24 protein-coding genes are annotated in these 25888 nt (G+C 47.4%); 7 read left to right on the forward strand and 17 right to left on the reverse strand.

All coding sequences use genetic code 11. The features are described from left to right. Nucleotides 1-23: 23 nt before the first annotated feature. A complete protein-coding gene (locus AY633_RS06035) occupies nucleotides 24-380 on the reverse strand; it encodes a DUF779 domain-containing protein (protein ID WP_068487411.1) in 357 nt (118 codons plus the stop codon). A gap of 19 nt (nucleotides 381-399) precedes the next feature. Further along, nucleotides 400-1920, reverse strand: coding sequence for an aldehyde dehydrogenase (gene adh / locus AY633_RS06040; protein WP_068487413.1), 1521 nt, complete (start codon nucleotides 1918-1920; stop codon nucleotides 400-402). A gap of 209 nt (nucleotides 1921-2129) precedes the next feature. Between adh and rluF the strand changes: the two genes are divergently transcribed. Then, on the forward strand, nucleotides 2130-2837 hold the full coding sequence (gene rluF / locus AY633_RS06045) for a 23S rRNA pseudouridine(2604) synthase RluF (protein ID WP_068487883.1): 708 nt from the start codon (nucleotides 2130-2132) through the stop codon (nucleotides 2835-2837). An 11-nt stretch (nucleotides 2838-2848) separates the two neighbouring features. Further along, nucleotides 2849-3565, forward strand: coding sequence for a DUF6904 family protein (locus tag AY633_RS06050; RefSeq protein WP_068487417.1), 717 nt, complete (start codon nucleotides 2849-2851; stop codon nucleotides 3563-3565). Nucleotides 3566-3601: 36 nt separating this feature from the next. Here the strand turns inward: AY633_RS06050 and AY633_RS06055 are convergent, their stop codons facing one another. Next, nucleotides 3602-4027 carry a CBS domain-containing protein gene (locus AY633_RS06055; RefSeq protein WP_068464850.1) on the reverse strand — a complete coding sequence of 142 codons (426 nt, stop codon included), beginning with the start codon at nucleotides 4025-4027 and terminating at the stop codon, nucleotides 3602-3604. 194 nt (nucleotides 4028-4221) lie between these two features. Here AY633_RS06055 and AY633_RS06060 point away from each other — a divergent pair, with 194 nt between their 5' ends. Further along, nucleotides 4222-4992 carry a SurA N-terminal domain-containing protein gene (locus AY633_RS06060; RefSeq protein WP_068487420.1) on the forward strand — a complete coding sequence of 257 codons (771 nt, stop codon included), beginning with the start codon at nucleotides 4222-4224 and terminating at the stop codon, nucleotides 4990-4992. A gap of 80 nt (nucleotides 4993-5072) precedes the next feature. Here AY633_RS06060 and AY633_RS06065 read toward each other — a convergent pair whose 3' ends face one another. The 4 genes from AY633_RS06065 to AY633_RS06080 all read right to left on the reverse strand — a co-directional run bounded on the left by AY633_RS06065 (nucleotide 5073) and on the right by AY633_RS06080 (nucleotide 8261). Continuing rightward, nucleotides 5073-5795: an amino acid ABC transporter ATP-binding protein gene (locus AY633_RS06065; RefSeq protein WP_068487421.1), complete on the reverse strand. Its 723-nt coding sequence runs from the start codon at nucleotides 5793-5795 to the stop codon at nucleotides 5073-5075. A gap of 12 nt (nucleotides 5796-5807) precedes the next feature. Next, a complete protein-coding gene (locus AY633_RS06070) occupies nucleotides 5808-6476 on the reverse strand; it encodes an amino acid ABC transporter permease (protein WP_068487422.1) in 669 nt (222 codons plus the stop codon). A 32-nt stretch (nucleotides 6477-6508) separates the two neighbouring features. Then, nucleotides 6509-7348, reverse strand: coding sequence for a transporter substrate-binding domain-containing protein (locus AY633_RS06075; RefSeq protein WP_068464861.1), 840 nt, complete (start codon nucleotides 7346-7348; stop codon nucleotides 6509-6511). Between the two features lie 73 nt (nucleotides 7349-7421). Continuing rightward, nucleotides 7422-8261, reverse strand: a complete 840-nt coding sequence (locus AY633_RS06080) for a MurR/RpiR family transcriptional regulator (protein ID WP_068487424.1) — start codon at nucleotides 8259-8261, stop codon at nucleotides 7422-7424. Between the two features lie 268 nt (nucleotides 8262-8529). Here AY633_RS06080 and AY633_RS06085 point away from each other — a divergent pair, with 268 nt between their 5' ends. Genes AY633_RS06085 through AY633_RS06100 form a run of 4 tightly spaced genes read left to right on the forward strand, consistent with a single transcriptional unit; the run spans nucleotide 8530 to nucleotide 12540 of the window. After that, nucleotides 8530-9282 (forward strand): carotenoid biosynthesis protein, encoded by a 753-nt coding sequence (locus AY633_RS06085; RefSeq protein ID WP_068487426.1) that lies wholly within the window; start codon nucleotides 8530-8532, stop codon nucleotides 9280-9282. Beyond that, nucleotides 9279-9956: a lysophospholipid acyltransferase family protein gene (locus AY633_RS06090; protein WP_068487428.1), complete on the forward strand. Its 678-nt coding sequence runs from the start codon at nucleotides 9279-9281 to the stop codon at nucleotides 9954-9956. The genes AY633_RS06085 and AY633_RS06090 overlap by 4 nt, the downstream gene beginning before the upstream one ends. Next, nucleotides 9953-11056 (forward strand): glycosyltransferase, encoded by a 1104-nt coding sequence (locus AY633_RS06095; RefSeq protein WP_068487430.1) that lies wholly within the window; start codon nucleotides 9953-9955, stop codon nucleotides 11054-11056. The genes AY633_RS06090 and AY633_RS06095 overlap by 4 nt, the downstream gene beginning before the upstream one ends. Then, complete coding sequence (locus tag AY633_RS06100; protein WP_068487884.1) at nucleotides 11053-12540, forward strand: phytoene desaturase family protein; 1488 nt, start codon at nucleotides 11053-11055, stop codon at nucleotides 12538-12540. The genes AY633_RS06095 and AY633_RS06100 overlap by 4 nt, the downstream gene beginning before the upstream one ends. Before the next feature lie 51 nt (nucleotides 12541-12591). Here AY633_RS06100 and AY633_RS06105 read toward each other — a convergent pair whose 3' ends face one another. From AY633_RS06105 to AY633_RS06150, 10 genes are all read right to left on the reverse strand, one after another. Further along, nucleotides 12592-13422: a phytoene/squalene synthase family protein gene (locus AY633_RS06105; RefSeq protein ID WP_068487885.1), complete on the reverse strand. Its 831-nt coding sequence runs from the start codon at nucleotides 13420-13422 to the stop codon at nucleotides 12592-12594. After that, nucleotides 13422-14873, reverse strand: coding sequence for a phytoene desaturase family protein (locus AY633_RS06110; RefSeq protein ID WP_068487432.1), 1452 nt, complete (start codon nucleotides 14871-14873; stop codon nucleotides 13422-13424). Before AY633_RS06110 ends, AY633_RS06105 begins: the two co-directional genes overlap by 1 nt. After that, the gene (locus AY633_RS06115) at nucleotides 14870-16396 is read right to left on the reverse strand and encodes a phytoene desaturase family protein (RefSeq protein WP_068487434.1); all 1527 of its coding nucleotides are present in this window, start codon (nucleotides 16394-16396) and stop codon (nucleotides 14870-14872) included. Before AY633_RS06115 ends, AY633_RS06110 begins: the two co-directional genes overlap by 4 nt. Nucleotides 16397-17758: 1362 nt before the next feature. Continuing rightward, nucleotides 17759-18322, reverse strand: a complete 564-nt coding sequence (locus tag AY633_RS06120) for a 3D domain-containing protein (protein WP_068487435.1) — start codon at nucleotides 18320-18322, stop codon at nucleotides 17759-17761. 233 nt (nucleotides 18323-18555) lie between these two features. Further along, entirely contained in the window at nucleotides 18556-20001 is a 1446-nt protein-coding gene (locus AY633_RS06125; RefSeq protein WP_068487436.1) for a DEAD/DEAH box helicase, read from the reverse strand. A gap of 82 nt (nucleotides 20002-20083) precedes the next feature. Then, nucleotides 20084-21955, reverse strand: a complete 1872-nt coding sequence (locus tag AY633_RS06130; RefSeq protein ID WP_068487438.1) for an alpha-E domain-containing protein — start codon at nucleotides 21953-21955, stop codon at nucleotides 20084-20086. Next, nucleotides 21956-23413, reverse strand: coding sequence for a circularly permuted type 2 ATP-grasp protein (locus AY633_RS06135; RefSeq protein ID WP_145915653.1), 1458 nt, complete (start codon nucleotides 23411-23413; stop codon nucleotides 21956-21958). A 149-nt stretch (nucleotides 23414-23562) separates the two neighbouring features. Next, entirely contained in the window at nucleotides 23563-24096 is a 534-nt protein-coding gene (locus AY633_RS06140) for a hypothetical protein (RefSeq protein ID WP_068487440.1), read from the reverse strand. A 119-nt stretch (nucleotides 24097-24215) separates the two neighbouring features. Then, nucleotides 24216-25130 (reverse strand): HD-GYP domain-containing protein, encoded by a 915-nt coding sequence (locus AY633_RS06145; RefSeq protein ID WP_068487442.1) that lies wholly within the window; start codon nucleotides 25128-25130, stop codon nucleotides 24216-24218. A gap of 85 nt (nucleotides 25131-25215) precedes the next feature. Then, nucleotides 25216-25686, reverse strand: a complete 471-nt coding sequence (locus AY633_RS06150) for a hypothetical protein (RefSeq protein ID WP_068487444.1) — start codon at nucleotides 25684-25686, stop codon at nucleotides 25216-25218. Nucleotides 25687-25888 lie beyond the last annotated feature (202 nt).

The raw sequence follows: 25888 nt of genomic DNA on the forward strand, positions 1-25888 counted from the left end.
TTTGCATCCGGGATTCCTGTAAATTAATTTTGCAGTTCTTTGGATTCTTCTGCTGTGAAAACGCGAGACCGAGTCAAGAAACGCTTGCCTTCTGCGCCTTCAAGAGAAAACATCCCGCCGCGCCCTGGCACCACATCAATAATCAGTTGCGTGTGACTCCAGTATTCAAATTGACTTTTGTGCATATAAAACTCGCTGTCGCCGATGACCCCCATCAATACGTCCTGATCGCCGACCATCAAATCCCCTTTCGGATAACACATCGGCGAACTGCCATCGCAGCAGCCGCCCGATTGATGAAACATCAATGGGCCATGCTTCTCCTTCAAAGTATCAATCAACTCCAAGGCGTCGTCTGTGGCGATTACCCGTTCTGTCATGGCTAGCCCTTCTTTCTGATCAGAAGAACCCAAGCTTGTCTTCACTGTAGCTGACGAGCATGTTCTTCGTGTTCTGGTAATGGCTGAGCATCATCAAATGGTTTTCACGGCCGAAACCGGACATTTTGTAACCACCGAATGCTGCGTGTGCCGGATATTGGTGGTAACAGTTTGTCCAGACACGCCCCGCTTGGATGCCGCGCCCGAAACGGTACGCTGTATTCGTATCGCGCGTCCAGATGCCCGCCCCTAAGCCGTATAGCGTGTCATTGGCAATTTCCATCGCTTCTTCTTTGGTTTTGAATGTCGCCACTGCAAGTACCGGCCCGAAAATTTCTTCCTGGAAAATACGCATTTTATTGTCGCCTTTGAAGACCGTCGGCTGGATATAGAAGCCTTCTGAGAGATCGCCTTCTAAGTGATTGCGGTCGCCTCCTGCTAAGACTTCTGCTCCTTCTTGCTTACCGATTTCCAAGTAAGATTGAATTTTCTCCAACTGTTCCGTGGATGCTTGGGCGCCCATCATCGTGGCTGGGTCGAGTGGGTTTCCAGTCTTGATTTCTTCTACGCGTTTGATGGCGCGTTTCATAAATTCTTCGTAAATGTCTTCCTGGATCAAAGCACGCGATGGACATGTACAAACTTCACCTTGGTTCAACGCAAACATGACGAATCCTTCCACCGCTTTATCAAGGAAGGCATCATCCTGGTCCATGACGTCCTTGAAGAAAATATTTGGCGATTTTCCGCCGAGCTCGAGCGTCACCGGAATCAAGTTTTGCGACGCATACTGCATGATCATGCGGCCAGTCGTCGTTTCACCAGTAAAGGCAATCTTGCTGATACGCGGGCTAGAAGCAAGCGGTTTGCCCGTTTCAATCCCAAATCCGTTGACGATATTGAGAACGCCCGGCGGCAGCAAGTCACCAATCAATTCAGCCCATACAAGAATGCTTACAGGTGTTTGTTCAGCTGGCTTGATAACGACACAGTTTCCGGCTGCCAGCGCTGGAGCGAGTTTCCAAACCGCCATAAGCAGCGGGAAATTCCAAGGAATAATTTGGCCGACGACCCCCAGCGGCTCATGAAAATGGTAAGCGACCGTATCATTGTCAATTTGGCTAATACCGCCCTCTTGTGCTCGTATAGCTCCTGCAAAATAGCGGAAATGATCAATTGCAAGCGGCAAATCGGCATTCAATGTTTCACGGACCGCTTTTCCGTTATCCCAAGTTTCTGCCACTGCCAGCATCTCCAAATTCTCTTCCATGCGGTCAGCGATTTTCAACAGGATATTGCCACGTTCAGTCGTGGACGTTTTTCCCCAGGCCTCTTTTGCAGCGTGCGCCGCATCCAAAGCCGATTCGACGTCTTCTGCGCTTGAACGCGCCACTTTTGTAAACACTTTGCCATTTACAGGCGATAAGTTCTCAAAATACTGGCCATTTTTAGGCGCTTGCCACGTGCCATTTATAAAATTATCATATTGCTCTTTAAAGTTTACTTTTGCACCGTTTGTGTTTGGAACTGCATATACCATCTTCGATCTCCCCTTTGTTTGGTTTAGCCCCAATATGTATCCGCTTTCAAAAATCAGAAAGCACATCCTTCGCGTCGGGGCTCGCCTCTTTATATTGTCAAATAAGTCGGAAGATTGCAACTGTTATCCTGCAAATTTTTTTCTTATGAGGGACATCTGGAGTATAATGAGACCAGACAGTGGAAATATACAACCGAAAGGACTTTTTTATGCGAATCAATAAATTCCTCAGCGAAACAGGCATCACATCCCGTCGTGGAGCCGATAAGTTTATCGATGCCGGACGCGTCGAAATCAACGGCCAAAAAGCGGAGCTCGGCAGTAAAGTTGAACCGGACGACGAAGTGCGGGTTGACGGCAAACTGGTCCAGCAACCGGAGCGCGCATACGTGTATTTAGCGCTCAACAAACCGGTCGGCATTACCAGTACGACAGAACGCCATATCGAAGGCAATATTGTCGACTTTATCAACCACCCTGAACGCATCTTCCATGTAGGACGGCTTGATAAAGATTCAGAAGGGCTCATCCTCATGACCAATGACGGCGATATCGTCAATGAGATCCTGCGGGCTGAGCACGAACACGAAAAAGAATACATCGTGACGGTCGACAAGCCGGTCACTGACACATTTTTAGAAAGCATGTCAAGCGGCGTCGAGATCCTCGACACGGTCACATTACCAGCAAAAGCTGAGCGCGTCGCCAAACACGTATTCAAATTGACGTTGCAACAAGGGCTCAACCGCCAAATCCGCCGCATGTGTTCTGCGCTCGGCTACGAGGTAAAGCGCCTGCAACGCATCCGCATTATGAACATCCGACTCGGCAATATGAAAGTAGGCGAATGGCGCGACCTGACACAAGAAGAGAAGCAGGAACTGTTCCGGCAGCTGGATTACCAACCGAAACGCTAAGGAGGCATTTTATGTTGAGCATGAAAACGACGCCAAACCATACAGGCGTCAAAATCAGCGGCGATTATTTCGATTTGGATGAACTGAACCAAGCCATCTATCAAGTGATCGGCAAAGAAGGCGAGTACCATGGCTATGAAGGATCGCGCTTGCGGATACTGAGCGTCTCTTATGAAATCCGCCATGCTGCTCAAGGCGACCGCAATGTCGAATCCGTCTTCAACGGTTTGCACGAACATACGAAAAAACAGCACGGCTTTATCGCACCTGACAAAAATATTTATTTTTCGGCGGAAGTATTATGGCCGGAACTCCTGTACGCAGCCTATGCACTTCGTGACTTCGTCCGGCTTTATGCAGACAAGCGCGGCGACTTGCTGGCTGATATCCATGCGCCGGTAATCGCCAAATTCCAAGCGCTCGTCCTTGAATGCCTGCAAGGCCATGTCCCCAACGAAGAATATGCAGCCATTTTAGAAGCGTTCCGTAAATCGCCTTCAGTCAATGATTACGCCATCCAATATGTAGACCTGTTAAATCTGAAGTATATCGATATGACTAAACAGCAGCGCGAAAAAAGCCTGTCGACTATTGCTATGAAATTGGCGCTTCAAGACCCCGAGTACCAAGCCTTCCGCAAGCAAGTCATCGATGCCGCAACTCCCGGAAAGCTGCCGATCCACGAAATTGGCATACAAGCTGAATACCCCGAGCAAGTGGAATGGTAAAAAAACCTCTCGAGCAATTGCTCGAGAGGTTTTTAGCTATCGACGTGGTTTGGCTGGCTCAGAAACCTTTTCAAGTGCCGTTTCCGCCTCACCGGGCGTCTTGCCCCTAACGGCGATATCACCGAGCGAGACAATGCCGACGACTTGCTCCTTATGGACAATTGGCAAGCGGCGGATTTGATGTCTGGCCATTAACGAAGCCGCTTCCTCAACCAACATCTCTTCTGTTCCGGTAATCAAGGTTTCCGAAAAAATTTCCGAAATGGGCGCATCCGTCTCAAGCTCTTCTGCAATGCCCCTCAGGACGATGTCACGGTCTGTGACGATGCCGATAATCTTCCCTTCTTCACAAATCGGAATCGAACCGACATTAATCTCGCGCATCTTGGCCGCTATGTCCTGGATTGTTACGTTCGGCGGACAAGTTTCTACATCTGTTGTCATTATCTCCGCTATCTTCATGCCGTCTCCTCCTCGAATTCTTTCTATTAATAGTCTTTATCCTCTTTTAGAAGCTGAAAACGTCTTTTGTAAAAAGAATAGGTATTTTCGACCTTTTGATTTACCTGTCCATCAACTCTCGAGGGTTTTGGCTTTCCATTAAATTACCGCCTATGCTACACTACCGGACATTATGCGTTGGAAGGAGAATGACAATGATCAAAAAATGGTTTTTAGGATTATCCCTTGGTACATCACTTCTCGTCTTATCAGCATGCGGCGGTGCCGATGAATCTGCAGAAAACGAAAACGCGCAACCTGAAACGCAAGAGCAAGCCCCTAGCGGCGAAGAAAATGCCGCACAACCGGAAATGCCCGAGCCTGACCTCGAAGGCATTCCCGAAGTCGTTGCACAAGTAAACGGCGAGGAAGTCAGCAAAGAAGATTTTGAAGCAGCATATACAGGCCAATTCCAACAAGCGGCCATGCAAGCCCAAATGTCCGGCCAGGAAATTGACCAGGAGCAATTAAAGAATCAATTGGCAGAAAGCATGGTCGGCCAGAAACTGCTCATCCAGGAAGCGGAAAATCAAAAATTGGCCGCTTCTGATGAAGAAGTAAACCAAACTTTGGAGCAGCTGGCACAACAAAACGGCCTCGAAACCACAGATGAATTTCTGAAAGCTTTGGACGAACAGGGCATGAAAGAAGAAGAAGTTAGATCGCAGGTTGCCACACAAGTGAAGGTAGATCAGCTGATCGCTGAGTCTGCGGGAGATACCACTCCTAGTGAGGAAGAGGTAGAAGCCGCCTATGAGCAAATCAAAGAACAACAAGAGCAAATGGGCAGCGAAGAAGAACTGCCGGCTTTTGAAGAACTAAAACAGGATCTTGAAGAACAAGTCAAGACGCAAAAAGAAAACGAAGCCACTCAAACACTCGTGGCAGAACTGCGTGAAAAAGCAGACGTGACCATTAACCTTTAATGCAAAAAACCAGATCCGGTTCTCCGGATCTGGTTTTTTCATGCGTTTATACGTTTCAATGGTGCGAACGCTTTATAGCCTTATTCAACCAATTGGATAAATTGGCGTGTGCGTTCATGCTGCGGGTTTTCAAAGAAGGTCTTTGGATCAGCCGATTCGATGATGGTTCCTTGGTCGATCATGATGATGCGGTCCGCCACTTCTTTGGCGAACTTCATCTCGTGCGTCACGACGACCATCGTCATGCCTTCTTCCGCGAGTTGCTTCATAACCTGCAGCACTTCCCCGACAAGCTCCGGATCGAGCGCTGAGGTCGGCTCATCGAAGAGCATCACTTTCGGTTCCATCGCAAGTGAACGCGCGATGGCGACGCGCTGCTTCTGTCCGCCCGACAATTTACTCGGGTAGACGTCCGCCTTATCGCTCAAGCCGACTTTGTCCAATAGCTCAAGACCCAGTTTTTTAGCTTTGTCCTTATTCATTTTCTTAACCGTGATCGGTGCCTCGATGACATTTTCGAGCACCGTCTTATGCGGGAACAAATTGAAATGCTGGAAGACCATGCCGACTTCGGCGCGGATCTTCGTCAAATTGTCTTTTTTCGTATCGACTTTCTTGCCATCAATCGTGATGGATCCTTCATTGATCATCTCCAAGAAATTGAAGCATCTGAGCAGCGTACTTTTGCCGGATCCGCTGACCCCGACCAGAACAACCACCTCTTGGGGCTGGACGTGGAGATCCACGCCCTTCAACACCTCGAGATCACCAAAGGATTTGTGTATATTTTCTCCAATAATCATAATTGCTCCTCCTTAGGTTTTGTCCACATCAAGCCGGTTCTCATACCAGCGCAGCAAGTACGTGAAGATCATGACGAGCACGAGGTAGTAAAGCGCGACGACAATGAACGATTCAAACGGCTGGAATGATTGGGCCGCTTCCCGGTTGGCGAGTGAGAAAATTTCCGCCACGCCGATAATATAGACAAGCGACGAATCTTTTAGCGTAATGATGAACTGGTTGCCAAGCGGCGGGATCGAACGGCGCAGCGCCTGCGGAAAGACGATTCGCTGCATCGTCTGCTTGCGGTTCATCCCAAGCGACATACTCGCTTCGCGCTGTCCCGGGTCTACGCCTTGAATGGCCCCGCGGAAAATCTCCGCGATGTAAGCCCCGTTATGGACACCGAGTGCAATGGCACCTGCCCAGAAATTCGACATCGTGTAAATTTCCACGATTCCAAAGTACAAGAACATGATCTGTACGATCAGCGGTGTACCACGGATAATCGTGATATAGACGTTGGCAATGCCTTGGAGGATTTTGGATCCCGAAATTTTCATCAAGGCAAACACGAGCCCGATGACGGTTCCTAGAATGACACCCACAGCGGTCAGTTGAAGCGTGACGACCGTCGCTTCAAGGAAGCCCGGATATGTCCGCATGAATACTTCAAAAACTGTTCCAAATAATTCAAACATAGTCGAATCTCCCTTCTATTCCCAGCAAATTTTTAGTTGAGAATTTCGACGCCTTCAAGATCGACATCGAGGAGATCGCGTCCAAACCATTTTTCCGAAATCTCTGTATAAGTTCCATTTTCAATGATGGTTGCCAAAGCTTCGTTGATCGCTTCAAGCAGCGCCTCATCTTCCGGGCGCACGGCTACAGCAGCTTGCTCGATCCATAGTGGATCCCCGACCATTTCGATTTCAAGTCCGGCATTCTGTGCTTCAAAGCCGACAACATCTGCTGTAATGACGGCATCCAAACGGCCTTCAACCGTCAAATCTTGTAGAGCGACAACATCACTATTGTAGTATTGGATATCATCTGTGTATTTTTGTGCTGCTGTATCATACGTACTTTGTCCGACTACGCCGATGGTCGCGCCTTCGAGGTCTGCTTCCGACTGGATTTCGGTATTGCCTTCACGAACGAAAATCACGCCGCCAGAGTAATAGTAAGGATCCGAGAAAGAAACTTGTTCTTGACGCTCTTCGGTAATAGCCATCGATCCCAAAATCGCGTCAAAGCGATCGGTCGTCAATCCTTGGATGATCGTTTCCCATGGTGTCGTGACCGGATTTGGTTCGAGTCCCATTTCTTCTGCGATGGCATTGCCGATTTCAATATCGAAGCCAGTTAAATTGCCGCCTTCTTCGTAGTTGAATGGCTTGTACAAACCGCTTGATGCAGTGGTGAATTTGCCTTCTTCCATAAGGTTCAAATCACTTCCTGCTGCCCCTTCGCTTGATCCTTCCGAGCCGGTGGTGGAGTCATCCGATCCACAGGCTGCCAAAAGCATACCTGCTGTTAAAATTACGCCTGCTGTTGTAAATTTTTTATTCATCTTGCTCTCCCCTTTTCGTATAAGTTTGACCAAAACGCCGGAGCGATTCGGGACGTGCCTGCGATGGGTGTTGTTATATGAAGATGTCCTGGTCGGTGTAAGCCGCTTCGAGCTGTGCGAGCTTTTCTTTGACCTTGGCATGTTCTTTGACATATAAAAAGCGCATGACCGAAGTCAATAATGCATGGACCGCTGTATAGGAATCGATATTCAAATTCGCGTTGACCGATACAGCCAGTACGAGATCGGCGTGTTTAGCGGCCGGCGAATCTTCTCTGTCGGTCAAGACGATGACTATCGCTCTTTTGCGTTTCGCTTGCTCCAATGTATCCATCAAGGTCCTCGTATAGCGCGGAAATGCGAAAGCGATCACCGTGTCTTGTGGACCGAGTTCCCCGATCTGCCCATAATAAGCTGAAGTTCCAGGCTGCATCATCGTTGTATTTCCAAGTGCACTGCCGAGCCATCCCCCAAACCATTCGGCTAAGCCGAAATCGAAGAAATTGCCCGTGACATAGCGCTTGTCAGACTTACTGATGCAATCGACCGCTTGCAGCAGATTTTCTTCGTCAATCGTTTCTTTAAGCTTCAGGATGCTGGTGATGTCCGCATCCAGCAAGTTTTCAAGAAACGACTGATCCGCAGCAGCAGGTGGCTCTTGCCGCGCAGTATTCAGACGCTCTTCTGCCAATTTACGCTGAAGCGTATGCTGAAACTCTGTATATCCTTTGTAACCGAGCTTCTGCGTCCACCGAATGACGGTCGATTCGCTAACTTCCACACGTTTGCCCACTTCTAAAGCAGATGAAAAAGCGATAAATATCGGCTCGCGGAAAAAGAGATCGGCTATTTTTTTTTGCCCTGAACTAAATTCCTTGTAAGAAGTGGACACATTTCGCATTAAATCCTGCATATTCATACCCCCATCGCAAGAACACGCTTAGTTGCTTGTCAATTAGTATATACTTTTGCAGGATTCCCTGCAATATTTTACTGAAAATTCTGCTAGCATTTATGACATTTTCCTCATAAATATACCGTCACATCAGGCTTTCCAGCAAAAATCCATAAACTAACTTTTTTTCGCTGCCCTCTGATTTTGTCACCCCGCCCTTTTCTTTCGTCTTTTCCAGCGATTGTTGTACACTATTTGTATAACTAATTTGGATGAGGTGCTACACGTGAAATGGGAAGATCGGATTTTCAAGTTATTCATTTTTTGGTATATCTGCGGCGTCATCTTATTGAGCTTCGATTTATTGCCTCCTTGGCTAGAATGGGCCAATGCTTTCTTCCTGATTCTTGCAGGAACGCTGAGCTTCTTTTATTTATGGAGGCGCTTTGGCCCGGCAATCGGTGGATCGGTTGGCGTGCTCATTTTCTTTTCGACGTTCATTGTTGAATGGGCAGGTGCTGACAGCGGTTTCTTGTTCGGGTCATATGACTATACAGATCGATTCGCACCAAATGTCTTCGGTGTGCCGATAGCGATTGGGTTCGCTTGGCTTATGGTCATGGCGACAAGCCACGTCATCGCGCGCTGGATTGTACCTGGTGGCGGCATTTTGTACGCGGCCGTTGGCGGTATCGCAGCAGTCATCATTGATTTGATCATCGATCCGGTCGCCTATAAAGTAAAAGGCTATTGGCTATGGGAAGATACCGGCATCTATTATGAGATTCCATGGACCAATTTCACCGGTTGGTTTCTCGTGGCGTTCGTCCTTCACCTGATACTCGATGCAGCGTTCAAAAAACAAGGGCTCGAAGTGTCAGCTCGCCAGGCAGAAAAACGTATGGCATTGTTGTATGTGCTGATGATTGCCTTGTTTGTGTTGCTCGGTTTGATTGGCGGTCTATGGCTTGCGGCTGCATTGACCTCTGTCCTGACGGCTGCGATTGTTGCCTTGGCATGGAAGAGGCGCCCCCAATGATACAAGCAAAAAAATCAGCGCTTTTTGAACGCGCATTCGCTATGTATTTAATGCCATCGATCCGCAGGTCTTTTTCGCATCTCTACGCCAGAAACATCCGCCCGTCTAAAGGGCCGGCATTAATCATCTCCAATCACAGTTCCTGGTGGGACGGGCTATTGTTCTTTTTCCTGAACCGGCGCGTCTGGAACTTAGATGTTCACATTATGATGCACGAGCGCGGATTAAAAGAATTTCCTTTTTTCCGCCGGCTCGGCGCTTTTTCGATCGACCGCAACAACCCAAAAGACATTCTCGCTTCACTGCGTTATGCCGAAAATTTGTTAAAACAAGGCAAAACGGTCATCTTGTTTCCGCAAGGCGATGAATTTCATTTGGAAACGCGCCCTTTGGAATTTCATACAGGCGTAGTTTATTTACTGGAAAAATGTCCAGAGATCCCGCTTGTGCCGGTTCATTTTTATTATTCGATGCGACGGGACAAACATCCGGAAGTATGGATTGACCAAGGCGATAGCTTGATGCTTAGCGATTTTCCGGAAGGTTCACGACATGATCGGACGGTTTGGCTTCAAGAGCGGGAAACTACTGCACTCGACCGTCTAAAAACAGACGTGCTTGAAGAGAATTACGAAGAGTTCCAGGAGATGCTGAAAAGGAGGCGCAAGCCATGATTACAGCTTTGATTGTCGTTCACATCGCCTTTTTCTTTTGGATTGCGGTCAACCGCCTATTCCTCCCAGCATTGCCAAAACAGCCGGCAGTAAAAACCACCCCTTTAGTATCCATTCTCGTCCCCATGCGCAATGAAGAGCGCAATGTGCCAACAATCATACGGTCGTTAAAAGAGACCGACTGGGAACGGGCGGAGTTTATTGTCCTGAATGACCAGTCAACAGATGGCACCCAAGCGGCACTCGACCGGGAAATCGCCGGCGATAAACGATTTACCGTTTTGCAAGGCGTCGAACTGCCTGCTGGATGGGTTGGCAAAGTCCATGCTTGCCATCAATTGCAACAGCATGCATCCGGCGATTACTTGTTTTTTGTCGATGCTGACGTGCGCTTCCGCAAACAAGCGGTGCGGCAAACTCTTGGCTTGATGCAAAAACACCGTGCGGCCCTGCTATCGGGATTTCCCGCTTTCGAAGTGCCTGTGTTCTTAAGTAAATTGCTTGTACCGATGTTGCATTTCGTCATTTTATTCCACTTGCCATTAGCGCTCGCGAATTACGCGAAGTTCCCAGCGGCGACTGCAGCGAATGGCATGTGGATGGCATTTGAACGCAAAGCATACGAGGCGATCGGCGGCCACGAAGCCGTGCGAACATCGCTCGTGGAAGATGTCCACATTGCGCGGACTTTGAAGCAAGGCGGCCATAAAGTGTTGCTCGCCAACATCACCGCTTCGGTCAAATGCCGCATGTACGAGACGCCTGCCGAAGTATGGGAAGGCTTTTTGAAAAATAGCTATACCGGCATCGGCCGTTCGCCACTGATCGCCGTTTTCTTAACTGTGTTTTACAGCATCTTTTACATATTCCCGCTGTTTCTCGCAGCAGCCGGTACCATGACGGGCCATTGGATTTGGCTCGTACCGTATGCACTGACTGTTTTGCAACGCTGGTATGTCGACATGGTCACCAATCAACGCTGGTATTTGGCGTTTCTCATTCCCTTACAAGCTGCAGCGATGCTCGCGGTTATGCTAACTGCCATGAAAAAATCGCTGAAAAAAGAGTCCTATACATGGAAAGGCAGGCATTATTCATGAAACGACCACATATCGCTATCGTTGGCGGCGGGCTTGGGGGATTGGCGGCAGCCATCACGCTGGCAAACGCCGGGATGCGTGTTAGCCTATTCGAGAAGAACAGCCATTTCGGCGGCAAATTAATGCCAGTGGAACTGGGCAGTTATCGTTTTGACTTCGGACCGAATACGATCACCATGCCCCATATCTTCCGACAAGTCATCGAACAAACTGGACGCGACCCTGAACAGTATTTCCAGCTCGAAAAGCTCGCGGTCCACACGCGCAATCATTTCGCTGATGGCAGCCACATCGACTTTACCGCAGACCGCAGCGAGATGATTCGCCAGCTCGAAACGCTGGATCCTTTTGCAGCAGAGAACTATGATGCATTCTTAGCTGAAGTGGCTCGCCTGTATCGTTCATCCGAAAAACATTTCTTCCCGCTAAGCTTTCAGTCCTTGCGGGATTATCTATCGCCTTCACTAGGTGCTGCCATATTGAAGGTGCGCCCGCTTGAATCGATGGATCATTTCTTCAGCCGCTATTTCAACCATTCTGGCTTGCGCCAAGCGGTCGGACGCTATGCTACTTATATCGGCTCTTCTCCTTATAAAGCGCCGGCAACATTTGCAATGATCGCCCATCTGGAACTGGCGCAAGGCGTCTTTTACGCAAAAGGTGGAAACACCCGCATTGCCCAGGGATTTGCCGAGGTCGCAGCGGAATGCGGTGTCGAACTGCATCTAGAAACAGCCGTCACCCGCATACTCACTGAGCGCAGGAAAGCGACGGGCGTCGAGCTTACGGACGGTGAACAAATTTCTGCAGATGCTGTTATCTTGAACGGAGACTTGTTGTCGGCTTTCCCTGATTTGGTCGACGAAGCAGAACGTCCTTCATTCCGCAACACGAAACGCGATCGATTCGAACCATCGATTTCCGCCTTTGTCATTACCGCAGGCCTCGATATTCGGTTGCCGGAATTAAAACACCATAACGTCTTTTTTTCAGCCGACTATCCGCGTGAATTTCGCGAGCTGTTCACCGATAAGCAATACAGCGGCGAGCCAACCATCTACATTAGCAACTCGTCCCATTCCGACCCATCTGTTTCGCCGCTCGGAGATAATTTGTTCATTCTCGTGAATGCCCCCGCTCTCACTGCACAAGGCACTCTGCAAATTGACCCTGAACAGTACAAAGAGCGAATTTATGATGTATTGGAACATCACGGAATTAATATACGTGCCCATTTAAAAGAAGAACGTATCTTCACTCCGGAATTTATCCGGGACAAATTCGGCTCTCATCGGGGCGCTTTATACGGACCGTCTTCTAACCACCCAAAGGACGCTTTCTTGCGCCCGTCAAACGCCAGCCGCGATATCCAGAACTTGTTCTTTGTCGGCGGCAGTGTTCACCCGGGTGGTGGTTCTCCGATGGTTACATTGAGCGGGTTGAATGTGGCAGAGCGCCTGATCAAACGCTATCTGCCAAAATAAAAAAGCTGTTTCCATCCGTCACAGATGACGGATGGAAACAGCTTTTTTTAATTATAAGCATTGCAAGATGGATTGTTTGGAATCGTCCGTGACATAATGCTTTTCATGAAATACCGTATATTCTTTTGAGCGGATCGTCGATAGGATTTCTCGGTAAACGAGTGCAGCCCCTTTAACCGGCACACGGGACGACAAAGGATAGTCGTTGATCGTTTCGAATGCGCGCTCGTAATGGGACTCGGCGATGCTCGCCAATTCTTCCCATACTTGAATGAATGATTCAGAAACCGTACCGCTGCCAAGCGCTTCCTCCGCCAAGCCATACTTCCGCATGATCTCCTGTGGCAAATAAATGCGGCCTCTCGACAAATCTTCCCCGATATCCCGCAGAATATTGGTGATTTGCATGGCATAGCCCAGCGAAATTGCACCGTCTTTTAATAGCGCAGTACGCCCCGGAGCGAGTATCGGCAACAGCATCAAGCCGACCGTACTTGCCACGTGATAGCTGTAATCCAGCAACTCATCGAGCGTCCGGTAACGATTGATTGTTAAATCCATTTCCTGTCCTTTGATCAATCCATAAAAAGCGCTCGCGTCCATATCGTAGCTTTCAAAGACATCTTCAAGCGCCAGCCACATCGGATCGTCCCATTTAATGGACCCTGCAAGAAATTCATCGAACTCTTTACGGAATGTCCTCAGTTCAGGCTCTGGATGGCTGCCCTCGTCAACAATATCGTCGACTTTCCGGCAGAAGGCATAGACCGCCCATACGGCTTTGCGTTTCTCTTTAGGCAATAGGGAAAATGCTTTGTAAAAGCTCTTTGAATTGTCGGCGATAATGCGTTCGCAATAGCTATAGGCTTGCTTCAATTCCATCATGAACCGCCCCCTTCTTTCAAATCGCCGTGGATTCTGTCGGCCAACAATTTCGCTCCTTGCATAACGATTGGTATGCCGCCGCCCGGGTGGACAGAAGCTCCCACTGCATACAAATTATCGGTGTCATCCGGTTTGACCTGAGGACGGAAGACGCCGGATTGCCGCAAGGTCGGGCCAATTCCAAAGCTGCCGCCCTTGAACAAGCCAAATGCTTCTGCCTCTTTTGGCGTACGTACATCCATCCATTCGATCGATTTCCGGAGATTTGGAAACGACAATGTCTCCATCCGGTCCAAAATGCGCCCGATCCATTCTTCATCTTGCTCCCAGTCAATTTCTGTACCTGAAGGGACCGGCACCAGTACGTACAAAACTGATTTGCCTTCAGGAGCTAAAGAATCGTCAATAACAGAAGGATGGAATGTGTAGAATGCGGGGTTTTCTGTTTTCTGTTCTCTGACAAATACATCTTCCATATGTTCTTTATAATCATCACCGATAAAGAATTGGTGAACATTGACGTCTTTGTACACCTTGTCCAAACCAAAGTACAACAGCACACAGCCAGATGAAGGCGTGTATTCTTTCTGTTTTTTAGTCGGCGCCAATTGATTCATTCCAGGGAAATCGCCGTTGTAGACAATGGCATCGTATTCTTCTGTACCTTGTGCCGTTTCGACCGCTGTCGCACGGCCATTTTCTTTTACGATACGCTGGACTGGCGTTTCCAGCCGGATATCGGTACCGCGGCTGCGCAATTCACCTTCCATGACTGGAATGATGCTTGCGTAGCCACCTTTCACATAATAGACGCCATGCTCATGCTCGCTGAATGGCACGAGTGAATACATTGCTGGCGCGCGATAAGGATCTCCACCGATATACAAGGCCTGAAGGGAATAGGCCAGCTGCAGCCGTTCGTCCCTGAAATAATTTTCCATCAAGCGATGGACAGATTGCTGGGGTTTCAACTTCATCAAATTGCGGATATTGCGGAAGGTCCAAAAATCCGCTTTACGGACAAAATCGTGTTCCAGAAAAGCCGGCTTGCCGATATCGAATCGCTTTTGCCCTTCGTCCATAAAACGGATAAACCCTTCTTTATCGTCCGGGAACTGTTCTTCAACTTCTTGTAATTGACGCTCGCGCCCAGGATATTTCGTATACACTTTGCCGTCTGTAAAACGAATCGTGTAAAGTGGGTCGCATAATAACAATTCGATGCTTTCGGGGTCGATTCCTGCCTGCGCAAATAAATCACGGAACATTTCAGGCAATAATACGATCGTCGGGCCTTCATCAATTCGGAAGCCGTCCCGTTCCACAAAGGCCATCCTGCCGCCAAGCTTGTGCTCTTTTTCATAAATCGTGACCTCATAGCCGAGCTTTGTTAAATAAAGCGCGCCCATTAAACCGCCGATGCCGCCTCCGATCATCGCTATTTTCATACATACCCCTCCACTTTCGGAAGCGGGCCAATCGGAATTCCGGATTTGCCATCTTCTTTCAAAATACCGTTAGCTGTGATGCGGGCTGATTCCAAAATGGTCGGCAAACCGCTGCCAGGATGCGTTCCCCCGCCGACTAGCCAACAATTGTCGAGCTCTTCGAATTTATTGTGCGGACGGAAAACCATCATTTGCGATAACTGATGTCCCAAATTGAAGGTCGCGCCGCGGTACACGGAGTAATCCGATTCCCAACCGAATGGTGTCAGCATCTTCTCGACTTCGATATGGTCGCGCAAATCTTTGAAATCGGTTTTTTCTTCGATGATATCCAAAACCAATTCACGGAATGCTTCCTGCTCGTTTTCCCAGCCGATATCGCTGAAATTATTCGGTACTGGCGCCAGTATATAAAGTGCCGACTTGCCTTCTGGTGCCAAGGTTGGATCCGTCACGCTGGCGTTTTGGATGTAAATCGAAGGATCTGCCGACAAGATGCGCGACTTGGTCATTTCTTCGACGTTCCGCTTATAGTCTTTGGAAAAAACGATGGTGTGATGCGATAAATCGTATTTCTTGTCGAGCCCTAAATAAAGCATGAAGGTCGAACAGGAATATTTTTTCTTATCGAGCTTTTGAGGAGTGTATTTTTTCAAGATACCAGGCTCTACTAAATGAGTCATCACATGGGCAAAATCGCCATTGATTACCACTTCATCTGCTGCTTCGCGGCTGCCATCGTATAGATCGACCCCTTTTACTGTCCGGTCCTCAATCCACAGTTTCTGAACGCCTTTATTGAGATGGATGCGGCCACCCATTTCCTTGACCGCCTTGGCCATTGCCGCAGACAATTGGTTGACGCCGCCAATCGGATGATAAATGCCGTATGCATGTTCCATATAAGACAGGATTGTGAAAGCTCCTGGGCATTCCCAAGGCGACATCCCTAAGTATTTTGATTGGAACGCAAATGCCATTTTCAAACGTTCGTCTTTAAAGTAACGGGATAGCACATCGTAGAGAGTTTTGCCTACTTCAAGTTCCGGAAGTGCTTTAATCACTTTTGGCTGCATCAAGTCTGTCATGCGGTCCATTTTTGTTTGCAACAAAGGAGACATGGCTTCAAGCTTCTTACCGGTGTCGTTCATAAAACGCACATAGCCGTCCCCGTCGCCTTTGAAGTTTGCATCAATTTGTTTACGCATTTCTTCCGGGTTGCGCGTCATCACCAAGTTCTGGTCTTCAAAGCGCAATTCATACATCGGGTCTAGTTCGACCGCTTCCATATAATCATGGACATTGCGTCCAGTCGTTTCAAACAATTCCTCTACCAAATGAAGCATGCTCAAAAACGTTGGGCCTGTATCAAATGTGAAATCGCCTAAGGTTAATGCAGCATTGCGTCCGCCGATGCGGTCATTTTTTTCGTAAATGTCGACTTGGTACCCTTTGCTGGCTAAAAGCATTCCTGCTGCCAAGCCGCCTGGGCCCGCTCCTATAATGATCATTCGTTTTGCCATTGCGTAAGCCCCCGTTTCGCTTGTTAAAAGTTATACAATATCTATACAAACAGTATATACATCTCTTCCCTAAAAGACTAATTATTTAACCTCTATCAGGTACTTGTTTTTATATTCTTGATTTATGGCGAATAAATATTATGGTAGTGGCGATATTGTGATGCGGCTGATGCAAATTTCAGTATATGGTTATCGGATAGCTAAGGGGAGAATCCCTTCCTAGAATCCGGCATATGTGAAGATAGCGAGAGTTTGTTTGTGGAACTTTTTCGGAGCTTAGTGATGAAGCTTCTTTTAGTTATTCGCCGGCCGGCTTTGGGTTGGCCTCTTGCCATAAGCCAGGAAGAACACCTGTCTTACGGCGTCGGCTCACCCTTTTGCGCTCGCCGGCTGAGTGATTTCGTTGATCACTGTGTGTTTAAGTAGATCTGCTTTTTTACTTAGTTGCCGGCTAGTGGGGGAATCGCTTCCCGGAAGAATTGTTGGTGGATCGCGAAGTTTGCTTGTGGATTTTTTTCGGTTGCTGGATTGCGCTTCTGCTTGAGAATCGGCGGCCGGCTTTGGGTTGGCCTCTTGCCGTAAGCCAGGAAGAGCGCCTGTCTCACGGCGTCGGCTCACCCTTTTGCGCTCGCCGGCTGAGTGATTTCGTTGATCCCTGTGTGTTTAAGTAGATCTGCTTTTTTACTTAGTTGCCGGCTAGTGGGGAAATCGCTTCCCGGAAGAATTGTTGGTGGATCGCGAAGTTTGCTTGTGGATTTGTTTCGGTTGCTGGATTGCGCTTCTGCTTGAGAATCGCCGGCCGGCTTTGGGTTGGCCTCTTGCCGTAAGCCAGGAAGAACGCCTGTCTTACGGCGTCGGCTTACCCTTTTGCGCTTGCCGGCTAAGAGATTTCGTTGATCCCTGTGTGTTTAAGTAAATCTACTTTTTTACTTAGTTGCCGGCTAGTGGGGGAATCGCTTCTTGGGGGATGCGTAGACAGGCGGCAAAGCTAACTTGCACACTTGTAGTGATGTTCTGACTGCCGGGTTCGGGCTTCTGCTTGAAAGTCGCCGGCCGGCTTTGGGTTGGCCTCTTGCCGTAAGCCAGAAAGAACACCTGTCTTACGGCGTCGGCTCACCCTTTTGCGCTCGCCGGCTGAGTGATTTCGTTGATCCCTGTGTGTTTAAGTAGATCTACTTTTTTACTTAGTTGCCGGCTAGTGGGGGAATCGCTTCTTAGGTGGTGTTGACTTGTCTTGTGGTGTTTATGCTGTCGGCTATTTGCTTAGGACATGTGCTGATTTATAGTATAGACTTTTTCAGAAGCACCCCCTGTGAAAAACGCCATAGAAAAAACCCGGCAGATTCAGCTGCCGGGTTTTATTTATTTTAGGATTTTAATTTTCACGTTTTTGCGTCCCCATTTAAGTGCTTGGCTTTGTGTTGGGATGAAGACGTCAATTTTATTGCCTTTGATTGCGCCGCCCGTATCACCAGCGACTGCATAGCCGTATCCTTCCACCCATACTTTCGTACCGAGCGGGATGACTTTCGGGTCGACTGCGATGACTTTAGCTCCTGGGTTCTTCTTAAGGTTGATGCCGGTTCTTGTAATACCTGAGCATCCTTTGCAATACGCTGTATACGCTGTGGACGAAACCGTGAATTCTTTCACGACTTGATCCTTGCTTGAAGATGAAGTTGATGGCTTAGAGATGGTTTGAGCTGTTGTTTTTTTCAACTTCAATTGCTGTTTTGGGAAAATCAAGTTCGATTTCAACCCATTCCATGACTTTAAGTTATTGACGGAAACTTTCGTTTGTTGGGAAATTTTATAAAGCGTATCGCCGCTTTTAACTGTATATACATTTGATGCTGCAGAAGTCGTAACTGAAGTGCCAATCAATAAGAGCAATGCCATTCCTAAAGCCGCCAATAATTTTTTCAAGTTCCTATCCCCTTCGCGTATCGGATAATTGCGCCTTGCGTAAATCGTCTGAAAGCTTTCTGGTAAAAATAAAATAGCATGGCAAGGTTACAATCATGTGACAGACTTAGGCATTTTTGATTACAATTTCGATTTATTTCGTGACAAAAGAACTTCTCTATAAAAAAAAGACGGACATGGGCATAGAAAAAAGGCCCAATCCCGAGTAATGAACCTCAGGATTGGGCCTCTTGTTATTTTTTCGCTTTATGCACTTTCAAGGTTTTGCCTTTGATAGTTTTGTCTTTCATCGCCTTCAGGACGTGCAGTCCTTTGCCATTCAAGATATCGATATACGTGACTGTATCCTGGATTTTGATGATGCCGATATCTTCCGCCGTGATGCCCGGTATGCTGGTCAGCGTCCCGACAAAGTCAACGGCGCGGAGTTTTTTCTTTTTGCCTCCATTGAAATACAGCTTCATGATGTCTTGGTTGAGTGCCGCCGCTTTGTGTTTTTTCGGTTTCTGTCGGCTCTCGATTTTATCTTCGAATGCCGGTTTTGCCAAAGCTACTTGCTCTCTCGATGGCCGTTCGACACGCGTAATCTCAAACCCTAAATAGTCTTCTGTTTCCTTCAAGAATTTGTCTTCGAACGGCGTGACGAATGAAATCGCCTTACCGCTCTTGCCAGCGCGTCCTGTGCGCCCTGCGCGATGGACGTAGCTTTCCTTCTCGAGCGGGAAATCATAATTGATGACATGGGTGATGCCATCGATGTCGATACCGCGCGCCGCAACATCTGTCGCAACTAAATAGCGGAACTCACCGCGGCGAAAATCATCCATGACGCCGAAACGGTCTTCCTGGGTCATGCCGCCGTGCAATTGGTCACTCGTATAGAACAGGCGCTCAAGCCCTTCCGATACAGCGTCGACCTGATCTTTCGTACGGCAGAAAATGATGCAGCTATCTGGATTTTCCACAACGGTGACGTCACGCAGCAATTGGAATTTATCCTGTTCCTTGACGATCACAAGTGAATGTTCGATGCGTTCTTCTAAAGTATCAGCGGCCTGAATCCCAATATAGCGGGGAGAGCGCATGAAATCACGCTGCAGTTTCTCCAGATGGCCTGGGAATGTCGCTGAAAATAGCATGGTCGTCCGTTGTTTTGGAAGCTGCTTGATGATCGATTCTACTTGTTCGATAAAACCCATATTGAGCATTTCATCGGCTTCATCGAGCACCAGGTACTCAATTTTATCGAGCTTCAACGTGCCTTTTTCGATATGGTCGAGCACACGCCCTGGCGTCCCGACGACGATATGGCATTTTTGCTTCAATTCTTCCTTTTGATACGCAAAAGGATGCTTGCCATAAATAGCGGCAGCTTTGATGCGCTTGAAACGGCCGATATGGGTGATGTCTTCTTTCACCTGATCGGCAAGTTCGCGCGTCGGAGTCAAGACAAGTGCCTGCGGCTTATTTTCTTCCCAATCGACCAGTTCGCACAGTGGAATACCGAATGCCGCGGTCTTGCCGCTGCCAGTTTGCGATTTGACGGTCAAATCTTGTTTTTCAAGAGCCGCAGGGATGACTTGCTGTTGGACTTCGGTTGGTTCTTGATAGCCCAATCCTGCCAGCGCTTTTACAATCGGTTCACTGATACCGTAATCTTTGAATTGTTTCGTGTTCATAAGTTCTCCTTCTCCGTTCATCTGTCTTATCCTTTCATTATGGCACGGATCGGGAAGTTTTGCAGTTGAGCGATTATTGGCATTATTGATCGAGCAAGCTAACCGACACTTTCACATCGAGCGACTGGCTGCCGCCTCTATAGACGCCTTGCACCGGGCTGACATCGTTGTAATCGCGGCCGACGCCAACGCGGATATGGTTTTCTAGCGCTTCAACATTATTGGTTGGATCCAGCCCGACCCAGCCGATACCAGGCACCATGAATTCCACCCATGCATGGCTTGCTGCGTCGCCTACAAGCGCGGAATCTTCGCCAACGTACAGATAGCCACTAACGTAACGCGCGGGAATGTTCTTACTGCGCAAAATCCCGAGCATGACGTGTGTAATATCCTGACAAACCCCTTTTTTCAAATCGAACGATTCGCTTGCTTTGGTCGTCACGGTAGTCGATTCCCCGTCGTAAGTGAAATGTTCAAATACGTATTCGGTTACATCGATTGCGTATTGGACAGGGTTGTTCATGGTCCCAAGTTCTCGGTCGACCAATTCCATTTGTTCAGGCGTGATATACGTATAAGCGGTATTGCTTAAAAATGCCATATAATGTTCGGCGAATAATTGGGAATGGAAGATGATGTTCATCTCTGGTGAATAGTCGATACGATGGATGAACGGGCTCTTTTGAATACTGACAATAGACGTTGATTTCACTTCCAGATGCTGATGGTGTTCGGCGATAAAAAAGGTCTCGACGTTATTGCCGAAAATATCCACGTGCTCTTTCGTCAAGGTAGCCGGTGTAATATCCGCACGGTAGGATAGCAGGCGCTGGCATTCATCTGTTCTCGGTTTCAACCGGATCGTATTCATACTTTGGTCGACAATGGTTTCGTAATCAAAAATATTGGTGTGCTCGATTTTGTATTTCATAGAAGTTATTCCTTTCATATCCATCCCTTGGGACTGGAACGCCATTGCCGTTTCCGCTTCGGGATCGGTCAAATAATAAGTGCTGGAGAAAATGCGGCTGATTTCGTTACAGCCGTCCTGGAAATCATTTAAAAACTGCATCAATTCATCCGAATCAAGTGATCCGATATCGGTTTCGCTAAACGAAGTCCGGACTTCATCGAGTTTGGCATATAACTCCCACGAGTAATGAGACACTTTGCCGCCTTCTAGTTCTTCAACGGCATCACGGACATGGTCGAGACAGTAACGAATCGATCTCGGGAAATTTTTGTCCGAAATCAAGAAAGCCAATACGTTCTTCGGTTCCATGCGTGGCGGGTTGCTTTTCAGGTAGGCATTATAGCCGTTGGTCATTCTAAGTGCAGCCAGCCAAAAATAATAATCATCTGTTTTCTCTTTCCTGATACGCTCGCGCGTACGTTCACAGACGACATTCAAGATACGTGCAGTCTTTTCCGCCCGTTCGAGCCATTTGGCAATTTTGATCATTTGATACGCCACGCCGCGGGACATTGAAGACTCAACAATCCCCTGGGAAATCAACGTAGTCGTTTTGATATTTTCCAAAAATGACCTCATGTCACGGACCGAACTGTTTTTTAAATCCATGTCGGTGAGAGCTAAGTACGAGCGGTTCCATGTTTCCCAATAATCATCAGGGATGTGGTCTCGGCTGATGCGGGCATTTTCACGGACGACCATCGCACAACTTGCGACAGAATTGGCATTCTCTTGCGCCATCGCCAAATACTGAACCAATTCCGATTCTTCATAGCCCGGGTTGGCTTTGATGCGGCGCATCGTTTCCGTTGAATCGCAGATCTCAAAAATCAATCGCCAATCTGAGTCTCGCACGAGTTCTTCATCGGCTGCTTCGATCATCTGCAGCAATTGCACATCGAGGATGCGCGCATTGTTCTCCGCCCGCTCCACGTTCCGTGACATCCAATACAGTGAATTTGCAACACGGCTCAACATTTACGCATCCCCCCCTTCTTCTTTCTTTTTGAACACCCATGTGTCTTTTCCGCCGCCGCCTTGTGAAGAATTGACAACAAGCGAACCTTCTTTCAGCGCGACACGGGACAATCCACCAGGCAGCACATGTGTCGTTTCGCCTCTCATGACGAATACCCTAAGGTCTACGTGGCACGGATAGAATTTGTCTCCTTGGTAAGCGGGCGCACGCGATAGCTTGATCGTCGGTTGTGCAATGTATTGATGAGGTGTTTCGATAATTTTCTCCCTGAATTTTTCGATTAGCTCCTTAGAAGCATGGGGACCGACAAGCATATCATAACCTCCCGAAGCCCCGACGTTTTTGACGACGAGCTCTTCAAGATGTTCAAGTACCCATTCCCGATCTTCGGGTTTATCAAGCAAATATGTTTTGACATTATCGATGATTGGTTCTTCTTTCAAATAATAGCGGATCATGTCCGGAACATAGGCATAAATTGCCTTATCATCTGCAACGCCATTACCGACAGAGTTCAAAATGGCGACATTGCCCTTTTGATAGGCTTCCATGACGCCCCGCACCCCAAGTGCGGAGTCTTCACGAAACGCTTCCGGATCCAGGAAGTCGTCATCGATGCGGCGATAGATGATATCGACGCGCTTTAATCCGCGAATCGATTTCATATAAACGATGTTATTCCGGACGACGAGGTCGCGTCCTTCCACAAGATCCATGCCCATTTGCTGTGCCAGGAAAACGTGATCGTAATAAGCTGAGTTGTACATGCCTGGCGTTAACAGCACGGCAAACGGTTTTTCCTTTCTTCCTGTTGGGGCATGATCTAAAATGGCATCGTGCAAAAAGCTCATCTGATGCTCCAGCGTCCTCACCGAATGGTTGACGAAAAACTCCGGGTACACTTGTCTCATGACGTAACGGTTCTGATATACATACGATAAACCAGACGGATTGCGCAAATTGTCTTCGAGGACATGGTATTTTCCATTCTCATCACGAATCAAATCGATCCCTGCCAGAAAGATATGGTTGTTAAGCGGAATCGTAACGTCTTGCATCTGCTTTTTGTAATAATAGGGATTGTCCTCAACCAAATGCTTCGGCACAATGCCTGCTTCAATAATTTTTTGCTCGTGATAGACATCATCTAAAAAGCGGTTTAAAGCTTCCGCTCGCTGAGTCATTCCTTTTTCGACGACCTCCCATTCTTCTGGAGGAATGATGATGGGGACAAAGTCGAACGGCATCGTCCGCTCGGTGCCGACATTGTTATGGTAGACCGTGAACGTGATGCCTTGGCGAAGAAACGACAATTGGGCCGTCTCATGTTTTTCCTTTAGTTCATCATTCGAAAATCGCTTGATCACTTCATGGAACATTTCGTAATGGGCTTTCGGTTTTCCATCAGGCGTGAACATTTCATCAAAAAAAGGACTGGTTTGATAGTCTTTAAACACGTGGCCGAACCCCCTCTTTTAGAATGCCGCCAGTAAATTCCGATGCATTTTAAAAGATGTGAATTTTCTGTCTACTGGAGGGAAAGAAAAAGCCATGCCCATGCTCGGCATAGCTGTTCTTTGTTCTATTATAACCGAAGTTATTTTTATTATGTTTTATCATTTGAATTTTTGTCAGAACTTGACTCTTTTTCCGGATGCTTTTTCAGTGATTCGGCATAGTTTGTGCTGCCGCCAAACGCACCGCCGCTTGGTCTGTCAGAATCCGGAGAAGAATGACTCGCTGAAGAAGCAGCCTTGCTATCCGAAGAAGCTGATTGGCCAGCTTGGGGACTCGAGCGTTTAGTGTCACCGACTTCCTCTTGAACAGTCTGATTCGCTTGATCGAGCGCATCTTTTTCCTTGTCCATCATTTGCTGCTGTTTTTCAATGGTCGTCTTGACCGTATCCACTGCTTTATTGATGTGTGGCTTGACTTTATCGACCATCCCGCCCGATTGTTCATTGAAGCGGTCTAAGTTTTTCTTGATGTTTTCTTTAATATCGGCTGTGCTCATCGAAGAACTGCGCGCGTGCTGGGTGCTCCCAGTTTCCGACTTTTTCTGTGTCATTGCCGCCCCGATCGCCGCTCCTACGCCAAGCAATACGAGCTTGCTGAAAAATCCACCTGATTTTCTTGCCATGTAACAATCTCCTCCTTCATTTGATAGAACTTAGTGTAGTAAGTATAGACGGAATGGCCCATTTCTAAACATCCTTTTTATCTCCAACAAAAAAGGCCACTCTTGGTAAAGAGCACCCTTTATACTATCTCTATTAATTTGCCTTCTTCAATCAACATTTTCTTGAATGCTTTCACAACTTCTTCCTCGTATTGAATACCGATCAACCGCTCGAGCTCATCCATCGCATACTCGGCCGTAAAGGCAGAACGATAGGCGCGATCTTCCGTCATCGCATCAAAAGTGTCACAGACTCCGATAATTTTGGCTTCGACAAGGATTTCATCTCCCGACAAGCCAAATGGATATCCCCGACCATTCACTCGCTCATGATGCTGCTCAACGATGTCGGCGATGTCTTTGTAAGGGGTGTCCCGGATCATATCTGCCCCGTCTCCAGGATGTTTTTTAATAAGTGCAAACTCTTCATCCGTCAGTTTCGACGGCTTTTTCAGAACTTCTTCAGGTACATTGATTTTGCCGATATCGTGGAGCATAGAGGCAAGGAATAACGATTCCATCCGTTCTCTGGAAAGTTTCATTTTAGCCGCCGTCTTGACCGCATAATTGGCTACTCTCGAACTATGATTGTATGTATAGCGGTCTTTCTCTTCTACTTTTTGGCCGATCTTCCGCAGTTCTCCGATCATTTCACTAACATAGTGAAAAACCGGCATAGTAGAGACCGATAATAAAGTAACTGTTTCAACTACAGTGAAGGAAACTGGGCTTTCGAGGTCTTTGCACGAAAAGAAATCATCTGCTTCCAACCGAACGGGACGCTCATCAATATCCGTTTGTATGGCTCCATCGACGATGTAGTAAAACTCTTGCGCTTCCGCAGCTTCACTTGGAATCAGGATAAAAGTTTTGTCTTTTTGGATTGATTGCTTCATCAATTCCAAACCACTCCCTGTCGCTAATAGGGAAAGCGTTGTTGATCCATTTTCTATTGTTTCCAGATGTTTTCCTTTTAAAATGTCCAAGCCCTTCACATGTTCACTTCCTTCCCCATAAAAAAATGAGAGTAGATTATCTCTACCCCCATTCTACTATTTATCGCAAATATCTACAATATGCTTACCAGCCTACAACAATAATTGGATCGATTTTGGCGTTTCGATCGCCAAACAATGTATCGACGAAGACGATTTCTGATTGGATACCTGCTGCATTCGAGCGTTCAATGCCCGCTAGTGTGATTTGCTGTGCTGTTAACTGCAACTGTGAAATTAAGCTTGTAATTTCAGTTTCATACTGTGCTGTCAATTGCGCTTTCGCAGCAGCATTTTCCTCAGCTGCCAAATTGCTTTGGTAGTTAGCGTAAAGCGTCGCAGCAGCCGCTTGTGCAGCTGTGATTTCTGCCTCGATTTGAGCGTTCACTTGGTTGATGTCTGCAATTGCAGCTTGAACTTCTTCACTCATGCCTGCTTCCACTTCGTAATACGGCATTTCTTCTACTACTGTCAAATCATCCGCAAAAACGCCTGTGCTCATGGATAAAACCATCAAGAACATTAACATGGACATAATGATACTTTTCTTGAACATTTGAACTCCCCCTAAAATGTTTTATAAAAAATACATCAGAAACCTAGTCGATATGACATCTGCGACTACGGATTACATCAGCATCCTTAGTATATACAAACTAGGACTTCCGCACAATCTCTTCTGAAATAATTTACATTAATAATTTAATTTTCTATTCAGAAAAAACAATAATTTTATTTTATATCCAATTCGTCACATT

It is taken from the genome of Planococcus maritimus, from assembly GCF_001592825.1.
Lineage (GTDB): Bacteria > Bacillota > Bacilli > Bacillales_A > Planococcaceae > Planococcus > Planococcus maritimus_C.